The 18,764-nt window shown below is 52.7% G+C and carries 18 protein-coding genes, 1 tRNA gene and 5 pseudogenes; 12 read left to right on the top strand and 12 right to left on the bottom strand.

The annotated features are described in order from the left end of the window. Nucleotide 1 precedes the first annotated feature (1 nt). Both lptB and M0644_RS10160 read right to left on the bottom strand, forming a co-directional pair. A complete protein-coding gene (lptB, locus tag M0644_RS10155) occupies nt 2-790 on the bottom strand; it encodes an LPS export ABC transporter ATP-binding protein (RefSeq protein WP_286625582.1) in 789 nt (262 codons plus the stop codon). Next, nucleotides 750-1,196 carry an LptA/OstA family protein gene (locus tag M0644_RS10160; RefSeq protein ID WP_149820512.1) on the bottom strand — a complete coding sequence of 149 codons (447 nt, stop codon included), beginning with the start codon at nt 1,194-1,196 and terminating at the stop codon, nt 750-752. Before M0644_RS10160 ends, lptB begins: the two co-directional genes overlap by 41 nt. A 60-nt stretch (nt 1,197-1,256) precedes the next feature. Between M0644_RS10160 and holA the strand changes: the two genes are divergently transcribed. Beyond that, the gene (holA, locus tag M0644_RS10165; protein ID WP_286625584.1) at nt 1,257-2,264 is read left to right on the top strand and encodes a DNA polymerase III subunit delta; all 1,008 of its coding nucleotides are present in this window, start codon (nt 1,257-1,259) and stop codon (nt 2,262-2,264) included. Here holA and M0644_RS10170 read toward each other — a convergent pair. Further along, complete coding sequence (locus M0644_RS10170) at nt 2,201-2,656, bottom strand: hypothetical protein (protein ID WP_286625585.1); 456 nt, start codon at nt 2,654-2,656, stop codon at nt 2,201-2,203. The two genes, holA and M0644_RS10170, sit on opposite strands and share 64 nt — an antisense overlap. Before the next feature lie 323 nt (nt 2,657-2,979). Between M0644_RS10170 and M0644_RS10175 the strand changes: the two are divergent. From M0644_RS10175 to M0644_RS13215, 7 genes and pseudogenes are all read left to right on the top strand, one after another. Beyond that, a pseudogene (locus M0644_RS10175) lies at nt 2,980-3,297 on the top strand (helix-turn-helix domain-containing protein); the annotation flags it as partial. Nucleotides 3,298-3,311: 14 nt separating this feature from the next. Continuing rightward, nucleotides 3,312-3,533: a hypothetical protein gene (locus tag M0644_RS10180; RefSeq protein ID WP_149820518.1), complete on the top strand. Its 222-nt coding sequence runs from the start codon at nt 3,312-3,314 to the stop codon at nt 3,531-3,533. Between the two features lie 11 nt (nt 3,534-3,544). After that, nucleotides 3,545-3,868, top strand: a complete 324-nt coding sequence (locus M0644_RS10185) for a metal-sensing transcriptional repressor (protein WP_149820521.1) — start codon at nt 3,545-3,547, stop codon at nt 3,866-3,868. A gap of 21 nt (nt 3,869-3,889) precedes the next feature. Continuing rightward, on the top strand, nt 3,890-4,186 hold the full coding sequence (locus tag M0644_RS10190) for a YggT family protein (RefSeq protein WP_149820523.1): 297 nt from the start codon (nt 3,890-3,892) through the stop codon (nt 4,184-4,186). Then, nucleotides 4,186-5,055 carry a DNA adenine methylase gene (locus M0644_RS10195; protein ID WP_149820525.1) on the top strand — a complete coding sequence of 290 codons (870 nt, stop codon included), beginning with the start codon at nt 4,186-4,188 and terminating at the stop codon, nt 5,053-5,055. The genes M0644_RS10190 and M0644_RS10195 overlap by 1 nt, the downstream gene beginning before the upstream one ends. A 56-nt stretch (nt 5,056-5,111) precedes the next feature. Further along, the gene (locus tag M0644_RS13210; RefSeq protein WP_399362138.1) at nt 5,112-5,228 is read left to right on the top strand and encodes an IS630 transposase-related protein; all 117 of its coding nucleotides are present in this window, start codon (nt 5,112-5,114) and stop codon (nt 5,226-5,228) included. A gap of 61 nt (nt 5,229-5,289) precedes the next feature. Next, nucleotides 5,290-5,490: pseudogene (locus M0644_RS13215) on the top strand (transposase); the annotation flags it as partial. A 23-nt stretch (nt 5,491-5,513) separates the two neighbouring features. Here the strand turns inward: M0644_RS13215 and M0644_RS10205 are convergent. The 5 genes and pseudogenes from M0644_RS10205 to M0644_RS10225 all read right to left on the bottom strand — a co-directional run bounded on the left by M0644_RS10205 (nt 5,514) and on the right by M0644_RS10225 (nt 10,713). Next, nucleotides 5,514-5,894 carry a GxxExxY protein gene (locus M0644_RS10205; protein ID WP_286625587.1) on the bottom strand — a complete coding sequence of 127 codons (381 nt, stop codon included), beginning with the start codon at nt 5,892-5,894 and terminating at the stop codon, nt 5,514-5,516. Further along, nucleotides 5,891-6,832, bottom strand: coding sequence for a GDP-L-fucose synthase (locus tag M0644_RS10210; protein ID WP_286625588.1), 942 nt, complete (start codon nt 6,830-6,832; stop codon nt 5,891-5,893). Before M0644_RS10210 ends, M0644_RS10205 begins: the two co-directional genes overlap by 4 nt. 2 nt (nt 6,833-6,834) lie before the next feature. After that, nucleotides 6,835-7,344 (bottom strand): annotated as a pseudogene (locus M0644_RS13220) (GDP-mannose 4,6-dehydratase); the annotation flags it as partial. Between the two features lie 1,032 nt (nt 7,345-8,376). After that, a pseudogene (locus tag M0644_RS10220) lies at nt 8,377-8,952 on the bottom strand (GDP-mannose 4,6-dehydratase); the annotation flags it as partial. Nucleotides 8,953-8,955: 3 nt separating this feature from the next. Continuing rightward, nucleotides 8,956-10,713, bottom strand: coding sequence for a TolC family protein (locus M0644_RS10225; protein ID WP_286625590.1), 1,758 nt, complete (start codon nt 10,711-10,713; stop codon nt 8,956-8,958). A gap of 225 nt (nt 10,714-10,938) precedes the next feature. Here M0644_RS10225 and M0644_RS10230 point away from each other — a divergent pair. The 3 genes from M0644_RS10230 (at nt 10,939) to M0644_RS10240 (ending at nt 11,980) form a co-directional block, all read left to right on the top strand. Further along, nucleotides 10,939-11,030 (top strand) — tRNA-Ser (locus tag M0644_RS10230). 11 nt (nt 11,031-11,041) lie between these two features. Further along, nucleotides 11,042-11,374 (top strand): photosynthetic/respiratory NAD(P)H-quinone oxidoreductase subunit S, encoded by a 333-nt coding sequence (gene ndhS, locus M0644_RS13225; RefSeq protein ID WP_286627186.1) that lies wholly within the window; start codon nt 11,042-11,044, stop codon nt 11,372-11,374. Nucleotides 11,375-11,377: 3 nt separating this feature from the next. Next, nucleotides 11,378-11,980, top strand: coding sequence for an HAS-barrel domain-containing protein (locus M0644_RS10240; protein WP_149820538.1), 603 nt, complete (start codon nt 11,378-11,380; stop codon nt 11,978-11,980). Here the strand turns inward: M0644_RS10240 and M0644_RS10245 are convergent. Further along, nucleotides 11,964-12,383: a hypothetical protein gene (locus M0644_RS10245; protein WP_286625592.1), complete on the bottom strand. Its 420-nt coding sequence runs from the start codon at nt 12,381-12,383 to the stop codon at nt 11,964-11,966. The two genes, M0644_RS10240 and M0644_RS10245, sit on opposite strands and share 17 nt — an antisense overlap. A gap of 97 nt (nt 12,384-12,480) precedes the next feature. On the opposite strand from M0644_RS10245, the gene M0644_RS10250 reads away from it, so the two are divergent. Next, nucleotides 12,481-13,488 (top strand): transposase, encoded by a 1,008-nt coding sequence (locus M0644_RS10250; RefSeq protein WP_399373867.1) that lies wholly within the window; start codon nt 12,481-12,483, stop codon nt 13,486-13,488. A gap of 35 nt (nt 13,489-13,523) precedes the next feature. Here the strand turns inward: M0644_RS10250 and M0644_RS10255 are convergent. The 3 genes and pseudogenes from M0644_RS10255 to M0644_RS10265 form a co-directional block, all read right to left on the bottom strand. Further along, nucleotides 13,524-13,727 (bottom strand): annotated as a pseudogene (locus M0644_RS10255) (cytochrome b/b6 domain-containing protein); the annotation flags it as partial. Nucleotides 13,728-13,729: 2 nt separating this feature from the next. Further along, nucleotides 13,730-14,560, bottom strand: a complete 831-nt coding sequence (locus M0644_RS10260) for a M48 family metallopeptidase (protein ID WP_286625595.1) — start codon at nt 14,558-14,560, stop codon at nt 13,730-13,732. Between the two features lie 204 nt (nt 14,561-14,764). Then, a complete protein-coding gene (locus M0644_RS10265; protein ID WP_286625598.1) occupies nt 14,765-18,745 on the bottom strand; it encodes a DNA-directed RNA polymerase subunit beta'' in 3,981 nt (1,326 codons plus the stop codon). Between the last annotated feature and the right edge of the window lie 19 nt (nt 18,746-18,764).

Raw genomic sequence — 18,764 nt, forward strand, 5'->3', positions numbered from 1 at the left:
TCTAGAAGCGAAAATCCTCACCGAGGTAGTATTGCCGCACTTTGGCATCCTGTGCCAATTCCCAGCTATTCCCTGCGGCTAAAATCTGCCCTTCCCGTAAAATGTAGGCGCGGTCAATAATTTCCAGCGTTTCCCGCACATTGTGATCGGTAATGAGAATGCCCATTTGGCGATCGCGCAGCTTGGCAATCATGTCCTGGAGGTCATGCACAGCAATGGGATCCACACCCGCAAAGGGTTCATCGAGCAGTAAAAAACTGGGTCCTTGGGTTCCTGCTGCTAAGGCACGGGCTAATTCGGTGCGCCGCCGTTCTCCCCCTGAGACTCGCCGACCGAGGGTGTGGGCAATGTGGGTCAAGCGAAATTCCGTCAGCAGTTGATCCAAGCGATCGCGCCACTGTCGCCGCGGCACTCCCGTCTCCTCTAAAACCAAGAGAATATTTTCAGCAACCGTCAACTGGCGAAAGATACTCGGTTCTTGGGGCAGATAGCCAATGCCCCGCCGTGCCCGCTGATGCAAGGGAGCTTGGGTAATATCCTCATCATCCAGCCATACTCGGCCATCATCCGGTCGTTCAATCCCCGTGGCCATGTAAAAGGTCGTCGTTTTCCCTGCACCATTGGGCCCCAGCAGACCCACCACTTCTCCCCGTGCCACCGAGAGACTGACGTGATCCACCACCCAACGACTGCCATACCGTTTACATACCCCCTCTAGGCGAAGCGTGGTCGGTAGCGCAAACCGCCCATTAGGGCTGCACAGGTGTAAGAATTTGTTGGTTAGGGTCATCGGGGATCATTAAAATAGATTCGACTTGGCGGCTGGGGGCGGGCAGAGCGACAAATTTTGCTTCCTCAATAAGATATGTGATGGTGTCAGCGCGGAGACTGTTCCCCTGTTGCAAAACATACACATTCCCACTGAGGACAATGCGCCCCTCCCGGCTAAAGTATTGTGCTTGTGCCGCCGTGGCCTGAATTTGGCGGGCGGGATAGCGCAGTTGCACATTGCCCCGTGCCGTGATCACGCCTGTGACGGCATTTGCCTGCTGCACATCCGCCAAGATGGTGAGGGCTTGGGAAGGCGTTTCTTGGGAGTCTGCGGGCTGCCAGAGGAGGGGAGCGATTGCTAACCCTACCCCCAGTGTACCCAGCGCCAAAAGGCGGGATGGCCATCGGGAACAAGATTGCAACATTTCCTTAAAGTCTCCGCCACAATGTCTTTATCCTAGTGGATAAGGGAAAATTTCCGCATCATGCCCGTTTACTTCTACTGGGGAGAAGATCAATTTCGACTCGAGCAGGCCGTCAAAGACCTACGGCAGCGGGTGGTTGATCCCCTGTGGGAGAGTTTTAACTTCGAAAAATTTGCTGGGGAGGATGCTGAGGCCGTTCAAGCCGCGTTGGCGCAGGTGATGACGCCGCCCTTTGGAGAAGGCGATCGCTTGGTGTGGCTGGTGAATACGACCTTGGGTCAACGCTGTAGTGCGGAACTACTCGCAGATTTAGAACTCACCTTGCCGCAAGTTCCTCCGAACTGTCATTTACTGCTCACCAGTAGCCAAAAACCCGACAGCCGCAGTAAAGCCGTCAAGCTGCTGCAACAGCATGGCACGATTCAGGAATTTAGTCCGATTGCCGCTTGGAAAACCCCTGAGATTGAACAGCAGATCCGTGAGGCGGCTCAACGCTATCCAGTCCGCCTGCCCCCAGAAGGAATACAACTGCTTGCCGAAGCCGTGGGCAATGACAGTCGCCAACTCCACAATGAATTAGAAAAATTGGCCTTGTTTGCGGGCGATCGCCCCCTTACCGCTGAAGACATCACCACCCTTGTTCATGCCACCCAACAAAGTAGCCTCACCCTTGCCAGTACCCTGCTGCGGGGAGACACAGCCACTGCCCTGAGCCAACTGGAGGACTTGCTACTCCAAAATGAACCCCCCTTGCGCCTTTTGGCCACCCTGACGAAACAATTTCGCACGTGGTTGTGGGTCAAGTTGCTCAGCCATGAGCGCGACAATCAACGCATTGCCAAGCTCGCCGAAGTGGGAAATCCGAAACGGGTCTATTTCCTGCAAAAAGAAGTGAACGCTGTTGCTTTGCCGGCCCTTCAAGCCTGTTTGCAGATTCTCTTAACCACGGAGTATCAACTCAAGCTAGGGGCTGAGCCAGTGGCGACTCTACGCCAAGGGATGATTCAGCTTTCCTTGGCCTGCTCACGGCGTTCTTGGGGCGATCGCTCTGGCGGCGGTGAGAATTGACTCGGCGGCAACCGCGAAGGTTTGCGACTGGGACGATTCCACGTTTGCCATGCGGCTTTTACCCCGGCAAAAACACTACGGGTGGTCACTTTCGCCTCTTGAACTTGGCGTTTTGCCGCTGCAATTCCTTGATCCACCTGCTTGACGACATTGCCCGCACTTTCTACCCCTTGGCTAATGTCATCGGTGAGATCGCTAATCTCCAGACCCGTCAAGCGAATTGCTTCTAGGGTAGGCGGCAGTTCACGCCCCAAGGTATCAAAGAGCTTTTCGGCACTGCGCGCCGCCCGTGCCAATTCCATAAATGCCGGAATCGCAGCAACCAGAACGGCTGCCAAGCATACGGCCACTAATACCAGTGACACCGCCAACCAAAAAATTGGTTCTGTCACGTTGGTTCGTCCACTGAATCCTGCGGGGGATGTGTCCCGATACTATCACGACTTCCCTAGGGACAACAGTTACGGGAGTGACGCCCAAGGCAAACGCCCATTCGAAAATTTAGGAAAGAGCCGTAACATTCATGGCCAAAACCAAGCGCAGCTAGCAAGTTTGCTACCAAAATTCGCCGCAGTGCTCCGTCTATACCGCAAAGCGGTTAGGTGGTGGTGAGGCAGCGGGCGACCGCAGGGAGTAGTCACTCAATCTCAGCTTGTTGCTGGATATATTGAGCTAGCACCGAACATCGGGCGCGACTAATAGCTATAATCCACTCATGCTCACCCTGACGTACGAGTACAAACTAAAACTAACCCAGCAGCAGGCCAAGCAGATCGACCACGATCTAGAGGTGTGCCGCAGGGTTTGGAATCACGCGCTGAGGGAGCGCAAAAACTGGATTGCTTCGCGCAAATGTCCAGTCAATGCCTGCTCTTTGGTTAGCGAGTACATCATCCCAGCGGATGCCCCTTACCCCAGCTTCAACGTGCAGTGCCAACGATTGACTGAAGCAAAGCAGACCAACCCTGATTTAGCGTCGGTTAACGCCCAAGCATTGCAGCAAGACTTGAAGCGGCTAGATCAAGCGTTTGAGCGGCGGCATTGGTGATGAGCTTACGGGAGATGCTGCAACGAACACGTTTTGCGGCTGCTTTAGAAGTCCAAGAAGTTCTCAGCCCTGCTCAGCGCCAACAACTGGCAGCTATGAATCGCCAACGCTTAGTGAATTTAAGAAATTATTTTCAACAGGGAGCAACACAACACCTAGTTCCTAATCTGTTGAATATTCTGTTCAATAGGTTGATTGTTGTACTGATTGTTATTGTTTAGGACTGTTTGCCGTGGGCACTGAATCTCATTCCCATTCTTCCCCTTCCCTACATTCCCATCCCCATCATCACAGTGAGGAATCGCTGCGGGCGATCGTCAATCGGCTCTCGCGCATTGAAGGGCACGTGCGTGGTATCAAAACGATGGTCCAGGATAGTCGCCCTTGCCCAGAGGTACTGATTCAAATTGCCGCAGTGCGGGGAGCGTTGGATCGGGTGGCACGGCTGATTCTCGATGAGCATTTGAATGAATGTGTGACTCGTGCCGCTCAAGAGGGACGCATTGATCAGGAACTGGCAGAACTTAAAGCTGCCCTTGATCATTTTTTGGGATAATGATTTGGGATAGTGTAAGCAATGCCAATGCCTGTCGTTGTCATCAATTGGGTACTGGGAATCATCCTCGCCCTTTTTACCCTGATCTTTCTGGTGCGGATTGTCCTCACATGGTACCCCCAGATCAACCTCACCCAAGGGCCATTGAAAGTGATTTACTGGCTTTCAGAGCCTGTGCTGGCACCAACTCGCCGCGTCGTGCCGCCCCTTGGGGGAGTGGATATTAGTCCCATTATCTGGGTGGGTATTGTCACGCTCCTACGGGAATTGCTCGTGGGGCAGCAGGGACTGTTGTTCATCCTGTTTCCACCGGCCTAGTGGGGACAGCAACAATCCTCAGCCCGAAACCATTTCTCAAGTGGGCGGGGGGCAAGTCGCAATTGTTGAGCCAAATGGCTCCCTATTTACCCCATCAATGTCGCTGTTATGCTGAGCCGTTTTGTGGGAGCGCGGCACTCTACTGGTATCTCTTTGGCCAAGCCCAACAGGGGCAGTTTCAGTTTCAGCAGGCGCGGCTGAGCGATCGCAACCCTGAACTAATGAACTGCTACCAAATTGTGCGCGATCGCGTGGAGGACTTAATTCAAGAACTCACGGCATATCGCCAGCAGCACAGCGAAGCCTTTTACTACCACATTCGTAGCTTAGATCAGCAGCAACTTGATCCCCTCGCGCGAGCGGCTCGCTTCATCTATCTGAACAAAACCTGTTTTAACGGCCTCTATCGTGTTAATCGTGCGGGGCAGTTCAACGTTCCCATGGGTCGTTATCGCAATCCCCAGATTTTTGATCCAGAGGCTCTGCGCCAAGCGAGCATTGCTCTGCAAAACGTGACATTAAGTGTGGCGGATTTTCAAGAGGTCTTAACTTGGGCAACGGCGGGGGATTTTATCTACTTTGATCCGCCTTACTATCCCCTTTCCAAAACGGCCAGCTTCACCAGCTACACCGATCAACCCTTTGGTGAAGCAGAACAGATTGCCTTAGCTAAGGTTGTTGGTGAGTTGGCTCAACGGGGATGCTACGTCATGCTCAGCAATGCTTGGGTAGAACCGATGCTGCAACTGTATCAATCTTGGCGCTGCATTGAACTGAAAGCTAGCCGTGTGATCAACTCCAATCACCACAAACGCGGTAAGATTAGCGAGCTGCTGGTTGTCACCTATGGCCATTTCGAAAGGGAATGAGATATTTTCAAGAAGGATAGGCTATACTCAAAAATTCATGAATATCACTCAAGAACATGAGCTATACCTTGGACTTACGAGAGCGGGTTGTCTCATATATCAAGAAAGGTGGTAAAATCAGTGAAGCGACTCAAATCTTTCAGGTGAGCCGCGCCACCATCCATCGCTGTTAGTTACGCCCTCGACCAGATGGGCATCACCCGAAAAAAACAAATGCGTTACCAAGAACGGTGTATGAATCATGCACCGATTCATCCGAAAGGAGCGATTCAGGCAGTGGTGAAAGCGGCGGGTCACGAGGTGTTATTTTTACCGAAATACTCTCTTGATTTGAATGTGATTGAGCACGACTTCAGTGCGCTGAAGCGAGCGCGGATGTATGCAGGGTCAAACAGTTCGATTGATGAAGTGATTCGCAAGTATTGTGCTGGATGATATCTCATTCTTTATTGGAACAGCTATAGGTTCACTTCAATGATTTGCGGCCGATCCCCTGCTGTAGAAGTGGAAAAGTTGACGACAACCCCTACAGGAATTTTGAGGGTTTCTATATACTTCTTGACTTGCTTGACTTCCTTATCGCCAATGTTCTGAACAGCCTTGAGTTCAACGACTACAACCGCTTGGCCATTGTCACGCACAATGAGATCGGGAATGGCCTCCCCCACAAAATAACCGTGAAAGAAAATCGGTACCTTGCGTTGTTCTTCGTAATCAATTTGCCGTTCCCGCAGGGCAACCTCAAAAGCTTTTTGATAGATGGCTTCGCTGAAACCACTGCCTAATTCTTGGAAGATGTCTTGGGCAATCTCTTGAATAAGCTGGATCCAGTGTCTCATAGGGACGTAGCGTGCTGACGGTACCAAGTAATTGTACGTTCTAAGCCTTCTTTGAGGGAAACTTGGGCACGAAACCCAAAGGCCTCTTTTGCCTTAGTGGTATCTAGGCAGCGGCGGGGTTGACCATTGGGCTTATCGGTTTGCCATTCAATCTGGCCTTGAAAGTCCATCAGGTCGCAGATGAGTTCAACTAAATTCTTAATGGTGATTTCTTCACCCGTACCGAGGTTAATCGGATCAGGATGATCGTAGGCTTGGGTGGCCATGACAATCCCGCGGGCAGCATCTTCAACATAGAGAAATTCGCGGCTAGGGCTGCCATCCCCCCACACGGGAATCACCCTCTCCCCCTGTTGCTGAGCAATGTAAACTTTGCGAATTAAAGCAGGAATCACATGGGAACTCAGGGGGTCAAAGTTATCCCCCGGCCCATAAAGATTCACGGGCAAGAGATAGATACCATTAAAGCCATACTGCTGCCGATAGGCTTGCAATTGCACGAGAAGGGCTTTTTTAGCAATGCCGTAGGGGGCATTGGTTTCTTCGGGGTAGCCGTTCCAAAGATCGCTTTCTTTGAAGGGAACAGGGGTAAATTTGGGATAGGCGCAAATCGTCCCCACACAGACGAATTTCTCGACTCCCGCGCGATAGGCACAATCAATGAGTTGTGCCCCCATCATCAGGTTGTCATAAAAGAGTTCAGCGGGCTTGACTTGATTGAGGCCAATTCCCCCCACATGGGCAGCAAGGTGAATGATAATATCTTGGTTTTGAACGACGGCTTGGCAAGCAGAGAGTTGGCGTAGGTCGTAGTCGCGCGATCGCACCACTGTGATTTGCTCAGGCACTGCCCCGGCGTTTTGCAACTGCGCCACCACTTGGCGTCCCAAAAATCCCGCCCCACCGGTGACAAGAATCCTTTTTTTACTGAGATCCATCACTAGTCTGCCTTACTGATAAACTGCCGCTGGGCAATGAGATCCAGCACGGTGTCGGAGGTGGTTTTGGGGGTTGTTCCTTGAATCCCCACGGCATGGAGATCCGCTTCCACCATCAACGCCACCAGTTCCGGAAAGGTAACCGAGGGCTGCCAACCCAAAACGGTTTTGGCTTTGGTTGGATCCCCCAAGAGTAAATCCACCTCTGTGGGACGCAAATAACGGGGGTCAAACTCCACATAGTCCTGCCAGTTGAGACCAACATAACCAAAGGCCAGTTCTAAAAATTCCCGCACGGAGTGGGTTTCACCTGTGGCCACCACATAGTCATCGGGTTTCTCCTGTTGCAGCATCAGCCACATGGCACGCACATAGTCCTTGGCGTAGCCCCAATCTCGCTTCGCTTCTAGGTTGCCCAAATAGAGCTTGTTTTGCTGGCCAGCGACAATGCGAGCCACCGCACGGGTAATTTTGCGGGTCACGAATGTTTCACCCCGCCGCGGGGAGTTATGGATCCAGCCTTGGCCAATACCGGCATGAAAGGTGCCAGAGGTGGTTGCCAAATCGAATACCCATCCTTCATGGGCGATCGCGTGGGCTTTAATGACTTCGTCCTTGGGTTTACAGAGATGCTGTCCCGATTGGGTGGTCTGGGGACTGTTCAAATTCAACTTGTAGTAGATGCGATCGCCCCGTTCTTCGAGGCAAAGGGTAATACGCTGCTCTAAGGTGGTGCTCACCAACCAATAGAGGCCTGCCGCCAATACGGGTGAAGCCGTGCAAAAGCCCTGAAATTCATAGGTACAAGGGGTACTGCGCAAACCATCCCCAGCGCTAAAGCCCTCAAGAAACGCCAAGCGAGCCGCATGATCAGCGTTGAGAATGCGTTGGGGAATCCGCTTGTGACCCTCACGGGTATAGATTTGGGGGTAGAGGTAGCGGCCATAGTCGCAATTGCCATTGAGATGCAGTTGGGTCACAGGCTGACCGTTTGGGAAGCCGCTCGCAGCGGTGTACTCACTGGTATATCCTGCGGCAACTTTTCGCCATGTGGCACTGACCCGCGCCAATAATTCTGGGTCTTGGTTAGCGACTTTCACTTTACCTTCAGGGGTAATATGCCCCTCTGCAACTAGAATCCCGAGGAGCCAAGCTTCGCTGGGGCTGACATCCACTTGCTCTGTAGCGGGGGGCAGATCAATGAGGGCAAGGCGATCGCCCACCTGGACCTGCTGTGTCTCCTTCGCGCAGGGCGTTTCCCTATCGAGGACAAAAACTTGATGATCAGCAGTTGTTTCGTAGAGAGCCGCCCCTGCCATGATCCGATGAACGGTTTTATCGCCGCCATTCCAAGTGGCCGTCATGCAGGTCACACTGGTCCAGCCTTCGGCATCCCAGACCTCAAAGCGATCCTCGGGTGCCAAGTCGGTTGTGTAGCGTTTACCCTGCTTGGGATCACTGCGATGGGGAACAACATCGGCAATAGGCCGAATATCCATCAGTCCCCGCCGCCGCAGAATCACTGGTGTGGTGCCAGTCACACACTCGTGGTTAAAGAGAATCCCATTACAGGCAAAAAGATTATAGGCCTCGCGATAATTCACCGTTTGCCAGTGGGCATAGACCTTGGCACAGGCATAGGGACTGCGGGGATAAAAGGGCGTTGTTTCCCGCTGCGGCACCTCCTGCACCAAGCCAAACATCTCGGAAGACCCCGCTTGGTAAAACTTCACCTGTTTGCCCGTGCGCTCTTGATATTCACGAATGGCCTCTAGCAGTCGCAGGGTGCCCATGGCCACCGTTTCGACGGTGTATTGTGGCGCATCAAAGCTCACCCGCACATGGGATTGCGCCCCCAAATTGTAAATTTCGTCGGGCTGGCTTAACTCTAAAATCCGCCGTAGGGTGCCGCCATCGGTGAGATCGCCATAGTGCAGGCGCAGGGCCGCCCCCTCTTGGTGGGGATCAACGTAAATGTGATCAATGCGATCGGTGTTAAATGTGGAGGTGCGGCGAATAATGCCGTGGACTTCATAGCCCTTCTCAAGGAGTAGCTCACTCAGATAAGATCCATCTTGACCGGTGATGCCCGTAATTAATGCCCGCTTGCGATCGCCCATCCTTTATTGCCTTGCGCCTAAACGTGTTTGTTCTGGATAGCCCACAGCCCGCTTTAATGCGGCTAGGGAGCGATTATAGTTCAAAATGGCAGCAAGAAGGTTCCCTTGGGCTTGGGTCAAATTCGTTTCGGCATTGGTGACTTCTTGTTGCGTTCCTACCCCCGCTTGAAAACGCAGCCGAGCGAGGCGCAGCCCTTCAGTGGCTTGGGTAACCGCTGTCCGTGCTGTAGCAATGTTTTTCGCATTGGCTCTGAGATTGGTGTAGGCTGTTTCCACCTCTAGGCGGATGATGTTTTTCTGATTGGCATATTGTTCCTCAGCGGTTGCTGCAAGGGCTTCTTGGCGAGCCGCACTGGCACGGGCATTGCCGCCATCAAAGAGGTCTAATTGCATTTGCAGTCCTACCCCATAGCCAAAGCGAGGTGCGAGATCATCCGTGACCTTGTCCAGCAGATTGCCACTGGCAAAGAGACTCAGTTGGGGACGGGTAGCCGCCAATACTACCTGACGATTGTTCAGGGCAATCGTGCGCTGTAGCAGCCGCTGCTCTAGCTCAACACGGTTCTGATAGGCAAGGAGAATACTATCCTCAAGGGAAAGTGACCATTCTTCAGCGGGTTCAACGCGGTCAGCGATCGCCACATCCACCGTCTGATTCACATTCAATCGCTGTGCCAACTGTCGCCGGGTGGTGATTTCCAAATTGCGCGCTTGGCTCAAGTTTTGCTGGGCATTGGCAAGGCTCACCTCTGCGGTCAACACATCCAAGAGCGTCCCAATCCCTGCTTGCTCAAAGGCCGTCGCATCCCGCAGGGTCACTTGGGCATTGGCTACGGCAGCTTCACCAATTTGCACCTGAACCTTGGCCTGTTGCGCCAAATAGTAATCATTCGTTACATCAAGGATCAGTTGTTGGCGTTGGCGTTGTACCTCGAGTTCACTGAGGCGCACTTGGTCACGAGCTGCTGCAATGGCCGCCGATCGCCCGCCCCCCGCAAACAACGTATAGTTCATCACCAAGGCTGCATTCGACGTTGCCCCACTCGTCGCCCCAAAAAGATTGGTGAAAAAGTTCGTAAAGTTGAGTTGATTTACTGGTGCAAGGGTAATGGGAGTGAAGTTGGAGGGGGTAGCCGCCTGACTGGCACTATTTTGCAGTTGTTGCAGTTGCTGTTGCAGCTCAAGGTTTTGCTGATCCGAAAACGCCGTGAGTTGGGGGCCTTGAAATCGCTGTTGCAGTCGTTGCACCTGAGTATTCAAAATACTGCTGGCGGCCAGTTGCTGAGCGAGAAGCTGTTGCTGCGCCTGTTGCTGTTGCTGCTGTTGTAAAGAGAGTTGCTGCTGAAAGTTGAGGGGCAGGTAGGCAGGCTGGCCACCGGGGGAGGTATTTTGGCCAATGCTGGCTTGAAACACAAGGGTGGGATAAAGCTGTGCTTGCACCTGTCGCAGTTGTGCCCGTGCCCGTTGTAGTTGTAGCTCACTAATCTGTAGGCCAATGTTATTGCGAATCGCCACCTCAATCGCTTGCTCGAGGGTGAGGGGTTGATTGAGATCAATCTTGACCGTCTCAGGAAGCGCCAGTCTATCGGGATTGGGGTCGAGAGGCGTGAGGACATCCGAGGCTGGCGTTTGGGAAGATGCCTGTGCCATTGGAGTCGTGGTGGGTGTAGCTTGAACCGAGCTAGACAGCGTCACGGGGGCGATCGCGAGGAGTCCCGACACCAGCATTTTTTGGGGATTCAGGGCAAGATCATTCAACATGAGAACTTAGACGTGCAACCTGCTCAACTTAGCCACGGTAGGACTGCGCCTAAGCACTGCTGAAGATTGCCAGCATACAGCCATGTGCTTCACTCCCACAACACACCCATTCTGCAAAACTCTAGCATGGATTCTCGATTGCGATCGCCCCCTAGAGCAACAGCCGCAGACCACGAGGATTGAAAAGGGGGAGAAAACTGATCTACAATAAGGAACCCTCAAAAAGGAGAGGTGGCTGAGTGGTCGAAAGCGGCAGATTGCTAATCTGTTGATAGGCAGGTAACTCCTATCCGAGGGTTCGAATCCCTCCCTCTCCGTTGAAGAAAAGATCATCAAACCAATAGCTGACACTTATCCTTTGCTACCCCTCAGCAAAGCGCGAACGGGGCAAGGGCAGGAGATAATAAATTCACATAAACATCTTTGGGATAAGACGATGGCCAGCGACTTAGCAATGACAATTCTCCCTGGTATGACCGTGAAGGTCACCAATCCCAACGATACCTACTACCAATTTCAGGGGATTGTACAGCGGGTTACAGATGGCAAAGTGGCAGTGCTCTTTGAAGGCGGGAACTGGGATAAATTGGTTACTTTTCAGACTAGTGAGCTAGAGCCAGTGGTGACCACGCCCAAGGAAAAAGCGAAAGCGAAAAAGTAAACGATGGCGCGGCGATCGCCTCCCCCCCAGCCCTTTGCGGAAATTATCCAAACCGCAACGGATCACTGCATTGCCCAGTGCCACGAACCCGCTAGCCTCGATTTTCCCCTAGTGCCCGCCTTGGGTAGTTGGGTGCGGATTCCTGAAGGTGATCGCGTCATTTATGGCGTTGTTGCCTATGTAGTAACGGCTCCCATTGACACCATTCACCGTGCCACCGCCTTGGGGCTATCCCTAGAGCAACTACGGCAAGAGCAGCCCCATATTTTTGCCATGTTGAAAACTGAGATCACGATCGCCATCACTGGCTTTCAGGAACAAGAACACTTTTATCACCATTTGCCCCCCCACCCACCCCAAATGCACCAGCAGGTCTATGGCTGTCCTGTTGAGGAAGTGATTGCCTTCAGTGGCACATTGACCTTTTTGCGAACACTGTTGACCCTGCGCTATGGTCCCGGCGATGCTTTGGTGGCGGCAACGCTGCGTTCCTTGTATCAACTCCGCCAGCGCGATCGCCAGTGGCTGGTGCAGGCAGCGCAATACCTGAACCGACTCCTCAAGGATGACTACGATCGCCTGCGGGGCATTATCGAGCAGTTATGATAGCGGGCAAAACAAAAGCAATCACAATCCCCAGCAAAATAACAATTTCTAGGCCCAACAACACTTGATTGGAAGGCTTGAGCCTACCGCCACGCCACCAGTTCCCGATCCGCCGATCCTCTGGGCGGATTGCAAAACTCACCATTGAAACCAAAAGTGGCCGCCCCCCTGCCTTTGCCCCCAGAATCAAGTGAGACAGCAAACTCAGGAGCACCACACTCCAAGCCCCTAAATGAGCCAAGTACCAGCCTCGATTTAGCTCGCCTGTGGGCAACCACTCCTCCTGCATCATCCGCCCGCTGATAAGGGCAAACGTGACCGCCACCAGCATTAGGGTATTTGCCAACCGTTGCCAAGCGTGCCAATTCCCTTGGGAAAGTTGCGCCAAGGATTTCTTGTGCAACAGCCGGCGATCGCCCCAATGAAAGCAGTAGAGCGCAAAGAAGGGAAACAGCAGAAGTGTTGAAAGATAGTTTGAGAGGCTAGAAAAAAGGGAAGAAATGTCATATTCTTCCCTTAAAAGAAGAAGAAAAAATCAATTTACTATGGCATCTTTTGCAACTCTTGTCAAGTCCATTCTCAATCGGCTCAGCCCCTGTGACTACCCCGTGCTGAACTCTCAATTGTTCTTCAAAATCTGGTTGACCTACGTTCTCGACCAAGGGTTAACCAGTATGAGAGCCTTATTTTATCGCTTGAATCATGCAGGGATTACAGTGGATATGTCCACGTTTTCCAAAGCCAACAAAACTCGGACAACCAGCTTATTTGAGGGGATTTACACTCAACTGATGTCTCAAGCTCAAAAGAGACATCGTACTTCAAGCATGACGCTGTTTCCTATCGATTCAACCATCATTACCCTGACGAGTAAACTCTTTTGGTTCTATAAATATCATCAAGTGAAGTTACTTACGGGATTTGATTTAACAGAGAACATCATGGGTAAAGCGGTGATTTCTTTTGGGGAGAGACATGACCTGAGCTTTCAAGAGGAGATTCTAGAAATGATCCCTGAGAATGCTGTTGTAATCATGGATAGAGGGTTTGCGAGCTGGCAATTTTTAGAGCGACTAAGTGAGAGGAAGTGCCCATTTGTTGTACGTATCAAGAATAACATGAGAATGAAGCTCAATCATGAGAGATATCGCGTGGTTCAATTTTTTGACGAGAATCAAACGGAGTTTCGTATAGCGACAAATCTAAAGGAGCTGAGTGATGAGGAAGTGAGTGAGTTATATCGGCATCGGTGGGCGATTGAGAACCTATGGAAATTTCTGAAGATGCATTTATCATTAGACAAGTTGATTACGAAGAGTTTGAACGGGGTGATAAATCAGATTTATATGGTTTTAATTGCCTATTTAATTTTAGAGCTGGTGGAGATACCTGAATACTTTGGGAAGAAGCTATTAGACAAATTGCGATATTTGCAACTGGAACTCAGTCGTCGCTGCTCAATAGTGCATTGGAGCTTTGATTGGCAGCCAGAGCTACTGGTCACTTAAAATGTTAAGTTTTGTTGCAGGATTCAACACTTCTGGGGAAACAGCAATAAAAGGACGAGGGCAATCGTCCCGTGGAGGCCTTGAATATCGGGAATCTTGGGTAGGGGCAGTGATCCCCAGCGGCCATCGTAGGTGTTGTAGACCCAAAACCCTGAGATGAGAGCGAGGAGTGCCAAAATCGCGATCGCCCCATGGGCAAGGCGTAGCAGAAGGGGTTGATAGGGAATCGGTTTGGCCATCGTTATTGATGAACAGGGTGTAATTGCTTGACGAGGCGATCGTACTGCTGCGTTTCCGCCCAATCTAGAATTTCCCGTGCCCGCAGCACCGGTAGTGGGTGAGTCAGTTGACTGGCCTGCAATTCCTTGAAAAGGTTGTACCAACCCCGATCAGCGGCCTCATAGTCACGCGCTTGGGCAATGAAGGCATCGAGATTCAGGCGATCGCTCCACTGCGGCGAGCCACCACAGAGTTTCATCAGCACCGAGGCCACAATACGCGGGTCTTGAGTCACCAACAAGGCCGCGCGATCGCAGGTGAGTTCAGCACAGCGCAACCAATGCATCAATTGGGTTTGCAGTCCTTGCGCCAAGAGCAAGCCCCAAGGGGAGAGTTGACTAGTGGCAAACAGCAGCAGGTTGGCGATCGTCAGATACACGCCATGCTCGCACTTCAGATGTCCCAACTCGTGCGCCAGTACTGCCTGCAATTCCTTGGGTGTCAGCAATTCCACAAGGGAGGAGTGCAGTACAACAAAGGGCTGCTTGCCCCGCATGGCAAAGGTATAGGCATTGGGGACAGGATGCTGTTTCAGATACAGTTGGGGTGGCTCTAGGCCTAAAATGCGGCAAGCCTCGATATGAAGCCCGTAAATGTCTGGAAGTTGCTGTTCACTTAGGCGCAGACTGCTGCCAATATTTTCAAGATAAAAGGCCTGCTCCGCCACCGAACCTAGGAGCGATCGCACGAGAAGATCTAACCCCGGCAGTTGTTGGAGGGCTTGGGTGGCCTCGCGATCGCGGGGATGACGAAACTGATCAGCCCTCAGGCTGGAATACGCTGGAACAGGCATGAAATCGTGATTTTTACTTTGACCCCTCTACTGCCAATTTTAAGGTATGGCACAGGTTTCTCGCATCCCTGCCAAAACGTTCGGCGGTGTTCGGCATGATCTGCGACCTGAGACCAAAAAAAGCTACGGCAAGTGCACCCATCGCTTGCTCCTAGATTAGGTGCTCACCTCTACCGTAGCCTTCTTTAGTCAAGGGAGTTTTAGTTAAAAGGCGTCATCCTCCTCTTCCTCCCCATAGTCATCGTCCTCGTCTACGAGTTCGTCCTCTTCATCGTCAGCATCACTACTGGCGAATTCAAAATCGCGAGTCCGTCCAGTGATTTTTTCAATCACGTGGGGCGCCGTTTCATCGTCAATGAGGACATCCTCACCGAGGTCAGCGGTCACATTGACCGTCATTGAGGGGGGTTCGGGTTCAGGGCTGATAACGTGGGTTTGACCCAAGCGATCTTCACCCTCTTCCCACTCTTCGTCGCCGTTGCTACTTTCCTCGTAGCTGTTGAAGCCGGTGCCCGCTGGGATGAGACGGCCAATGATGACGTTTTCCTTGAGTCCCCGCAGCCAATCGGACTTGCCTTCAATGGCCGCTTCCGTGAGTACCCGTGTTGTCTCTTGGAAACTGGCGGCTGAAATAAAGCTATCGGTATTCAGTGAAGCCTTGGTAATCCCCAAGAGGACAGGGGTATATTGGGCAGGTGCACCACCGGTGAGTGCCATGGGTTCGTTGGCTTGCTCCGCTTGGCGCAGACTCATGAGTTCCCCAGAGAGAACGATTGTATCGCCGGCATCATCAATCCGTACCTTCGAGGTCATCTGGCGGACAACCACCTCAATGTGTTTATCGGCAATCTCAATCCCTTGGGTGAGATACACCGACTGCACCTCGTTGACCAAGAAGGATTGCACCTTCTCAAGGCTAATTTGGGCGGCTTTGAGCAACCCTTGGGGTTTGTAGTACTCAAAGTAAATGGAGAGGATGTCGTGGGGATCCACAGGGCCATCGGTGAGGGGGTCAGCGAGATTGACCTTTTGACCATCCACCACCAAGGGGTTTTGACCCGGCAGGACAGGGTATTCCTGAATCGTGCCATCCTCTTCAATGACTTTGATATCTACGCTGTCATCACTGTTGTAGGTGACTTGACAGGTGCCGGGGCGCACAGCCAGCACGCATTTTTCTTTGGGATGGCGCGCTTCAAGGAGTTCTTCAATCCGAGGTAACCCCTGAATAATGTCCCCCGTTTTCGCCCGCTCAAACACCAACAGGGCGAGGTTATCCCCGCGCTGCACAAGGTCACCGTCCTCAATTTGCAGCACTGCCCCCGGCGAGACAAGGTAGGGACGGGCTAAGCGCAGGATCACGTGGTCATCGGCCACCGCCATGACCGCTGCTGTTTCTGGGGCAGTCACCCCCTTGGCCAGTTCATCGCCGGGACGCACGAGATCGCCAACTTTGACCGTGGGTTTAGCCCCGTTGGTCTCGATCCGCAGGCGATCGCTCTCAGTAACGACCAGAATACGGCGAACCGATTCCCCACTGCGCAAGATCCCCTGCACTTCACCTGCCTGCTTGGCTTTGATGTCCGTGCGGGCAATCACGGCACCGGGGCCAATGTGATCGCCATCCTTGACCAAGAGGGAAGTAAACGTACTGCCTTGGGTTTGATCGGCAGCAATGTCACGGCGAATCACCAAGGATTCCAGAATCACCAGTTGGAGGCGCCGGGCTTCTGGATCCACCTCATCCGTCACAATTTCAATGTCAGCAGCCAGTTGGGGGGCTTCGCTGCCAATTTCAAGGACTAACTGTGTCCGCAGCAGATCAACGCCATCAACGGATTTAACTCGCTCATCGTGTTTGTAGGGCAACCGCTGCACAGCCCGCAGGCGAATGGACTGCCCTGAGCTATCACTGGAGTCTTGGCTGGGTACCGATGGCTCATCAGGCACGCTAAATTCTTGGACGGGGCGCAGCAGAATCGCTGGTCCTTCGGGAGTGTCCTCCAGATAATCCACTTGCGAGAGGGTTTCAACCACAAGGCCGGGGAGTACCTCTTCACCCGGACGCGCCAACACACCATGCTTCAGCCGCGCGGCTTCCGGATCATCCACAAGGTGCAGTTCGCCGGGCTTGATAATAATTTCCCGCAGAATGTCGTTTTTCTGGATGACTTCGACGACACCGCTGTTTTGACAGAAGATGTCCTTGACAACCTCCGTCCCTGCTTCGACGTATTGGTTGTCCTCTACCATGAGCAGCGAAATGTCTTTATTTACCTCATGGGTTTCTTCGGGAATCCACAGGAGCGTCCCCCCCTTGAGGACTTCGTAGCCCTGCTTGGCTTTGCCTTTTTTGGCCACTTCAATGTCGGCATATTTGAGGATACCGCCAGTCGTGGTGTGGTAGCGATCGTCAATGAGTTCGGCCACCACTTGACCATTGGCGACTTTCGTACCGGGGGCAGCTTTCAAGGAGAAGCGCTGACCAGTGGCGGTTTCAATAATGTAATGCTCGCGTCCCTGCTGGGTTTCTTTGAGCACCTTGGCTTTATCGAGCATCACCGAGGCAGTAATAATTTCCACCTCGCGACCGCCTTTGCTATCCTGTTGCTCAGGGAGACGCACGACACCGCCATGCTCGGTTTTCACCGTGGTTTCTGCAAGCACGGCCCCGGCTTCAATGCGATCGCCATTTTTCACCACCGGCTCCGCACCGGGGGGCAGGTTATAGACTTCCCCAGACAGTACCCAAATCAAGCCACCTTTGGGGGCAATGCGCGTTGTGGTGCCTTGGCGATCGCGCTTCTCCTCTGCCTCGAGGTTGACGAACTTCACTTGACCCGCCAAATCCGAGGCCACATCCTTGGTCACTTTCTCCGTGGACTTGCGGACACTGCGGGAGGCCTGCGCCACTTCCGCCAACAATTGACCCGCTTCAACGGTTTCACCCTCTGCCACTAGCACAATTGACCCTTGGGAGAGGTCAAATTCTTGGCTTTGTTGACCACTTTTGATCACAAGCTTGCCAGCGGTTTCGACAATAAAGGCATCATCCCCGTGACGAGTGCGGTAGGGACGTACCCGTAATTTCTTGCCGTACTCCACCGTGCCAGCAAAGGGAGCGCGTTCTTGGCGAGCCACTTCCCCCGTAAACACCCCACCAGTGTGGAACGTGCGCATGGTCAACTGCGTACCGGGTTCACCAATGGATTGAGCGGCAATAATGCCCACCGCTTCTCCCATATCCACCAGTTGGGCATGGGCAAGGCTCCAGCCGTAGCAAAGACGACACACAGAGCCAGTGGCCTCGCAGGTGAGGGGCGATCGCACCACTACTTCTTCGATACCCGCATCAACAATTTTCTTCGCTAGATCAGCAGAGATGGCTTGATTTTTGGCCACCAGCACTTCGCCCGTTTCCGGATGGCAGACATCATTGAGCACCACTCGACCCAAAAGCCGATCCTCTAGCGCTAGTACCTTATCCCCCACCGTCATACTGCGCAGCGTAATGCCCCGCTCCGTTTCACAATCCTCTTCGCGGATAATCACATCTTGAGAGACATCCACCAAGCGCCGGGTCAAGTAACCGGAGTCCGCCGTCCGCAGTGCTGTATCCACTAGTCCTTTACGCGCACCGTAGGAGGAGATAATGTACTCCGTCACCGTCAGCCCTTCGCGGAAGTTGGTTTTAATCGGCAGGTCAATGATTTCCCCTTGGGGATTGGCCATTAACCCCCGCATTCCCACCAACTGGCGCACCTGCGAGAGGTTTCCCCGTGCCCCCGAGAAGGCCATCATGTACACGGAGTTGAGGACATCAGTATTACGGAAGTGCCGCACCACCTCGTTTTTCAGTTCTTCGTTGGTGGTGTTCCAAGTGTCAATCACCTTCTGGAAGCGTTCCACCTCCGTAATTTCACCCCGCGAGTAGCGCTCCTGAGCGGTTTTAATTTCCTTTTCAGCGGCTTCGAGGAGTTCCTGTTTTTTCGGGGGCACGAGCAGGTCATCAACACTGATGGAGACACCGGCGCGGGTGGCATAGCGAAAGCCAAGGTCTTTGACTTTGTCGGCCATTTCCGCTGTGCGGGCGGTGCCAAAGTTGCTAAACGACCAAGCAATTAGGTTCCGCAAGCCTTTTTTGTCAATGATGCGGTTAAAGAAAACAGGCTTTTTCTCAGTCATGGTGTTGGGGTCTCCCAAA

Origin of the sequence: Thermosynechococcus sp. B1, from assembly GCF_030322985.1 — a bacterium.
In the GTDB taxonomy this organism is placed as follows: domain Bacteria; phylum Cyanobacteriota; class Cyanobacteriia; order Thermosynechococcales; family Thermosynechococcaceae; genus Thermosynechococcus.

Bases quoted from the DNA above. Each gene is read 5' to 3' on its own strand.
- M0644_RS10265 (WP_286625598.1), bottom strand. From the start codon at position 18,745: ATGACTGAGAAAAAGCCTGTTTTCTTTAACCGCATCATTGACAAAAAA.
- M0644_RS10180 (WP_149820518.1), top strand. From the start codon at position 3,312: ATGAGCTTACGGGAGATGCTGCAACGAACACGTTTTGCGGCTGCTTTA.
- M0644_RS10225 (WP_286625590.1), bottom strand. From the start codon at position 10,713: ATGTTGAATGATCTTGCCCTGAATCCCCAAAAAATGCTGGTGTCGGGA.
- M0644_RS10160 (WP_149820512.1), bottom strand. From the start codon at position 1,196: ATGTTGCAATCTTGTTCCCGATGGCCATCCCGCCTTTTGGCGCTGGGT.
- M0644_RS10210 (WP_286625588.1), bottom strand. From the start codon at position 6,832: ATGGATCTCAGTAAAAAAAGGATTCTTGTCACCGGTGGGGCGGGATTT.
- holA (WP_286625584.1), top strand. From the start codon at position 1,257: ATGCCCGTTTACTTCTACTGGGGAGAAGATCAATTTCGACTCGAGCAG.
- M0644_RS10260 (WP_286625595.1), bottom strand. From the start codon at position 14,560: ATGCCTGTTCCAGCGTATTCCAGCCTGAGGGCTGATCAGTTTCGTCAT.
- M0644_RS13210 (WP_399362138.1), top strand. From the start codon at position 5,112: ATGAGCTATACCTTGGACTTACGAGAGCGGGTTGTCTCATATATCAAG.
- lptB (WP_286625582.1), bottom strand. From the start codon at position 790: ATGACCCTAACCAACAAATTCTTACACCTGTGCAGCCCTAATGGGCGG.
- M0644_RS10190 (WP_149820523.1), top strand. From the start codon at position 3,890: ATGCCAATGCCTGTCGTTGTCATCAATTGGGTACTGGGAATCATCCTC.
- M0644_RS10250 (WP_399373867.1), top strand. From the start codon at position 12,481: ATGTCATATTCTTCCCTTAAAAGAAGAAGAAAAAATCAATTTACTATG.
- M0644_RS10240 (WP_149820538.1), top strand. From the start codon at position 11,378: ATGGCGCGGCGATCGCCTCCCCCCCAGCCCTTTGCGGAAATTATCCAA.
- M0644_RS10205 (WP_286625587.1), bottom strand. From the start codon at position 5,894: ATGAGACACTGGATCCAGCTTATTCAAGAGATTGCCCAAGACATCTTC.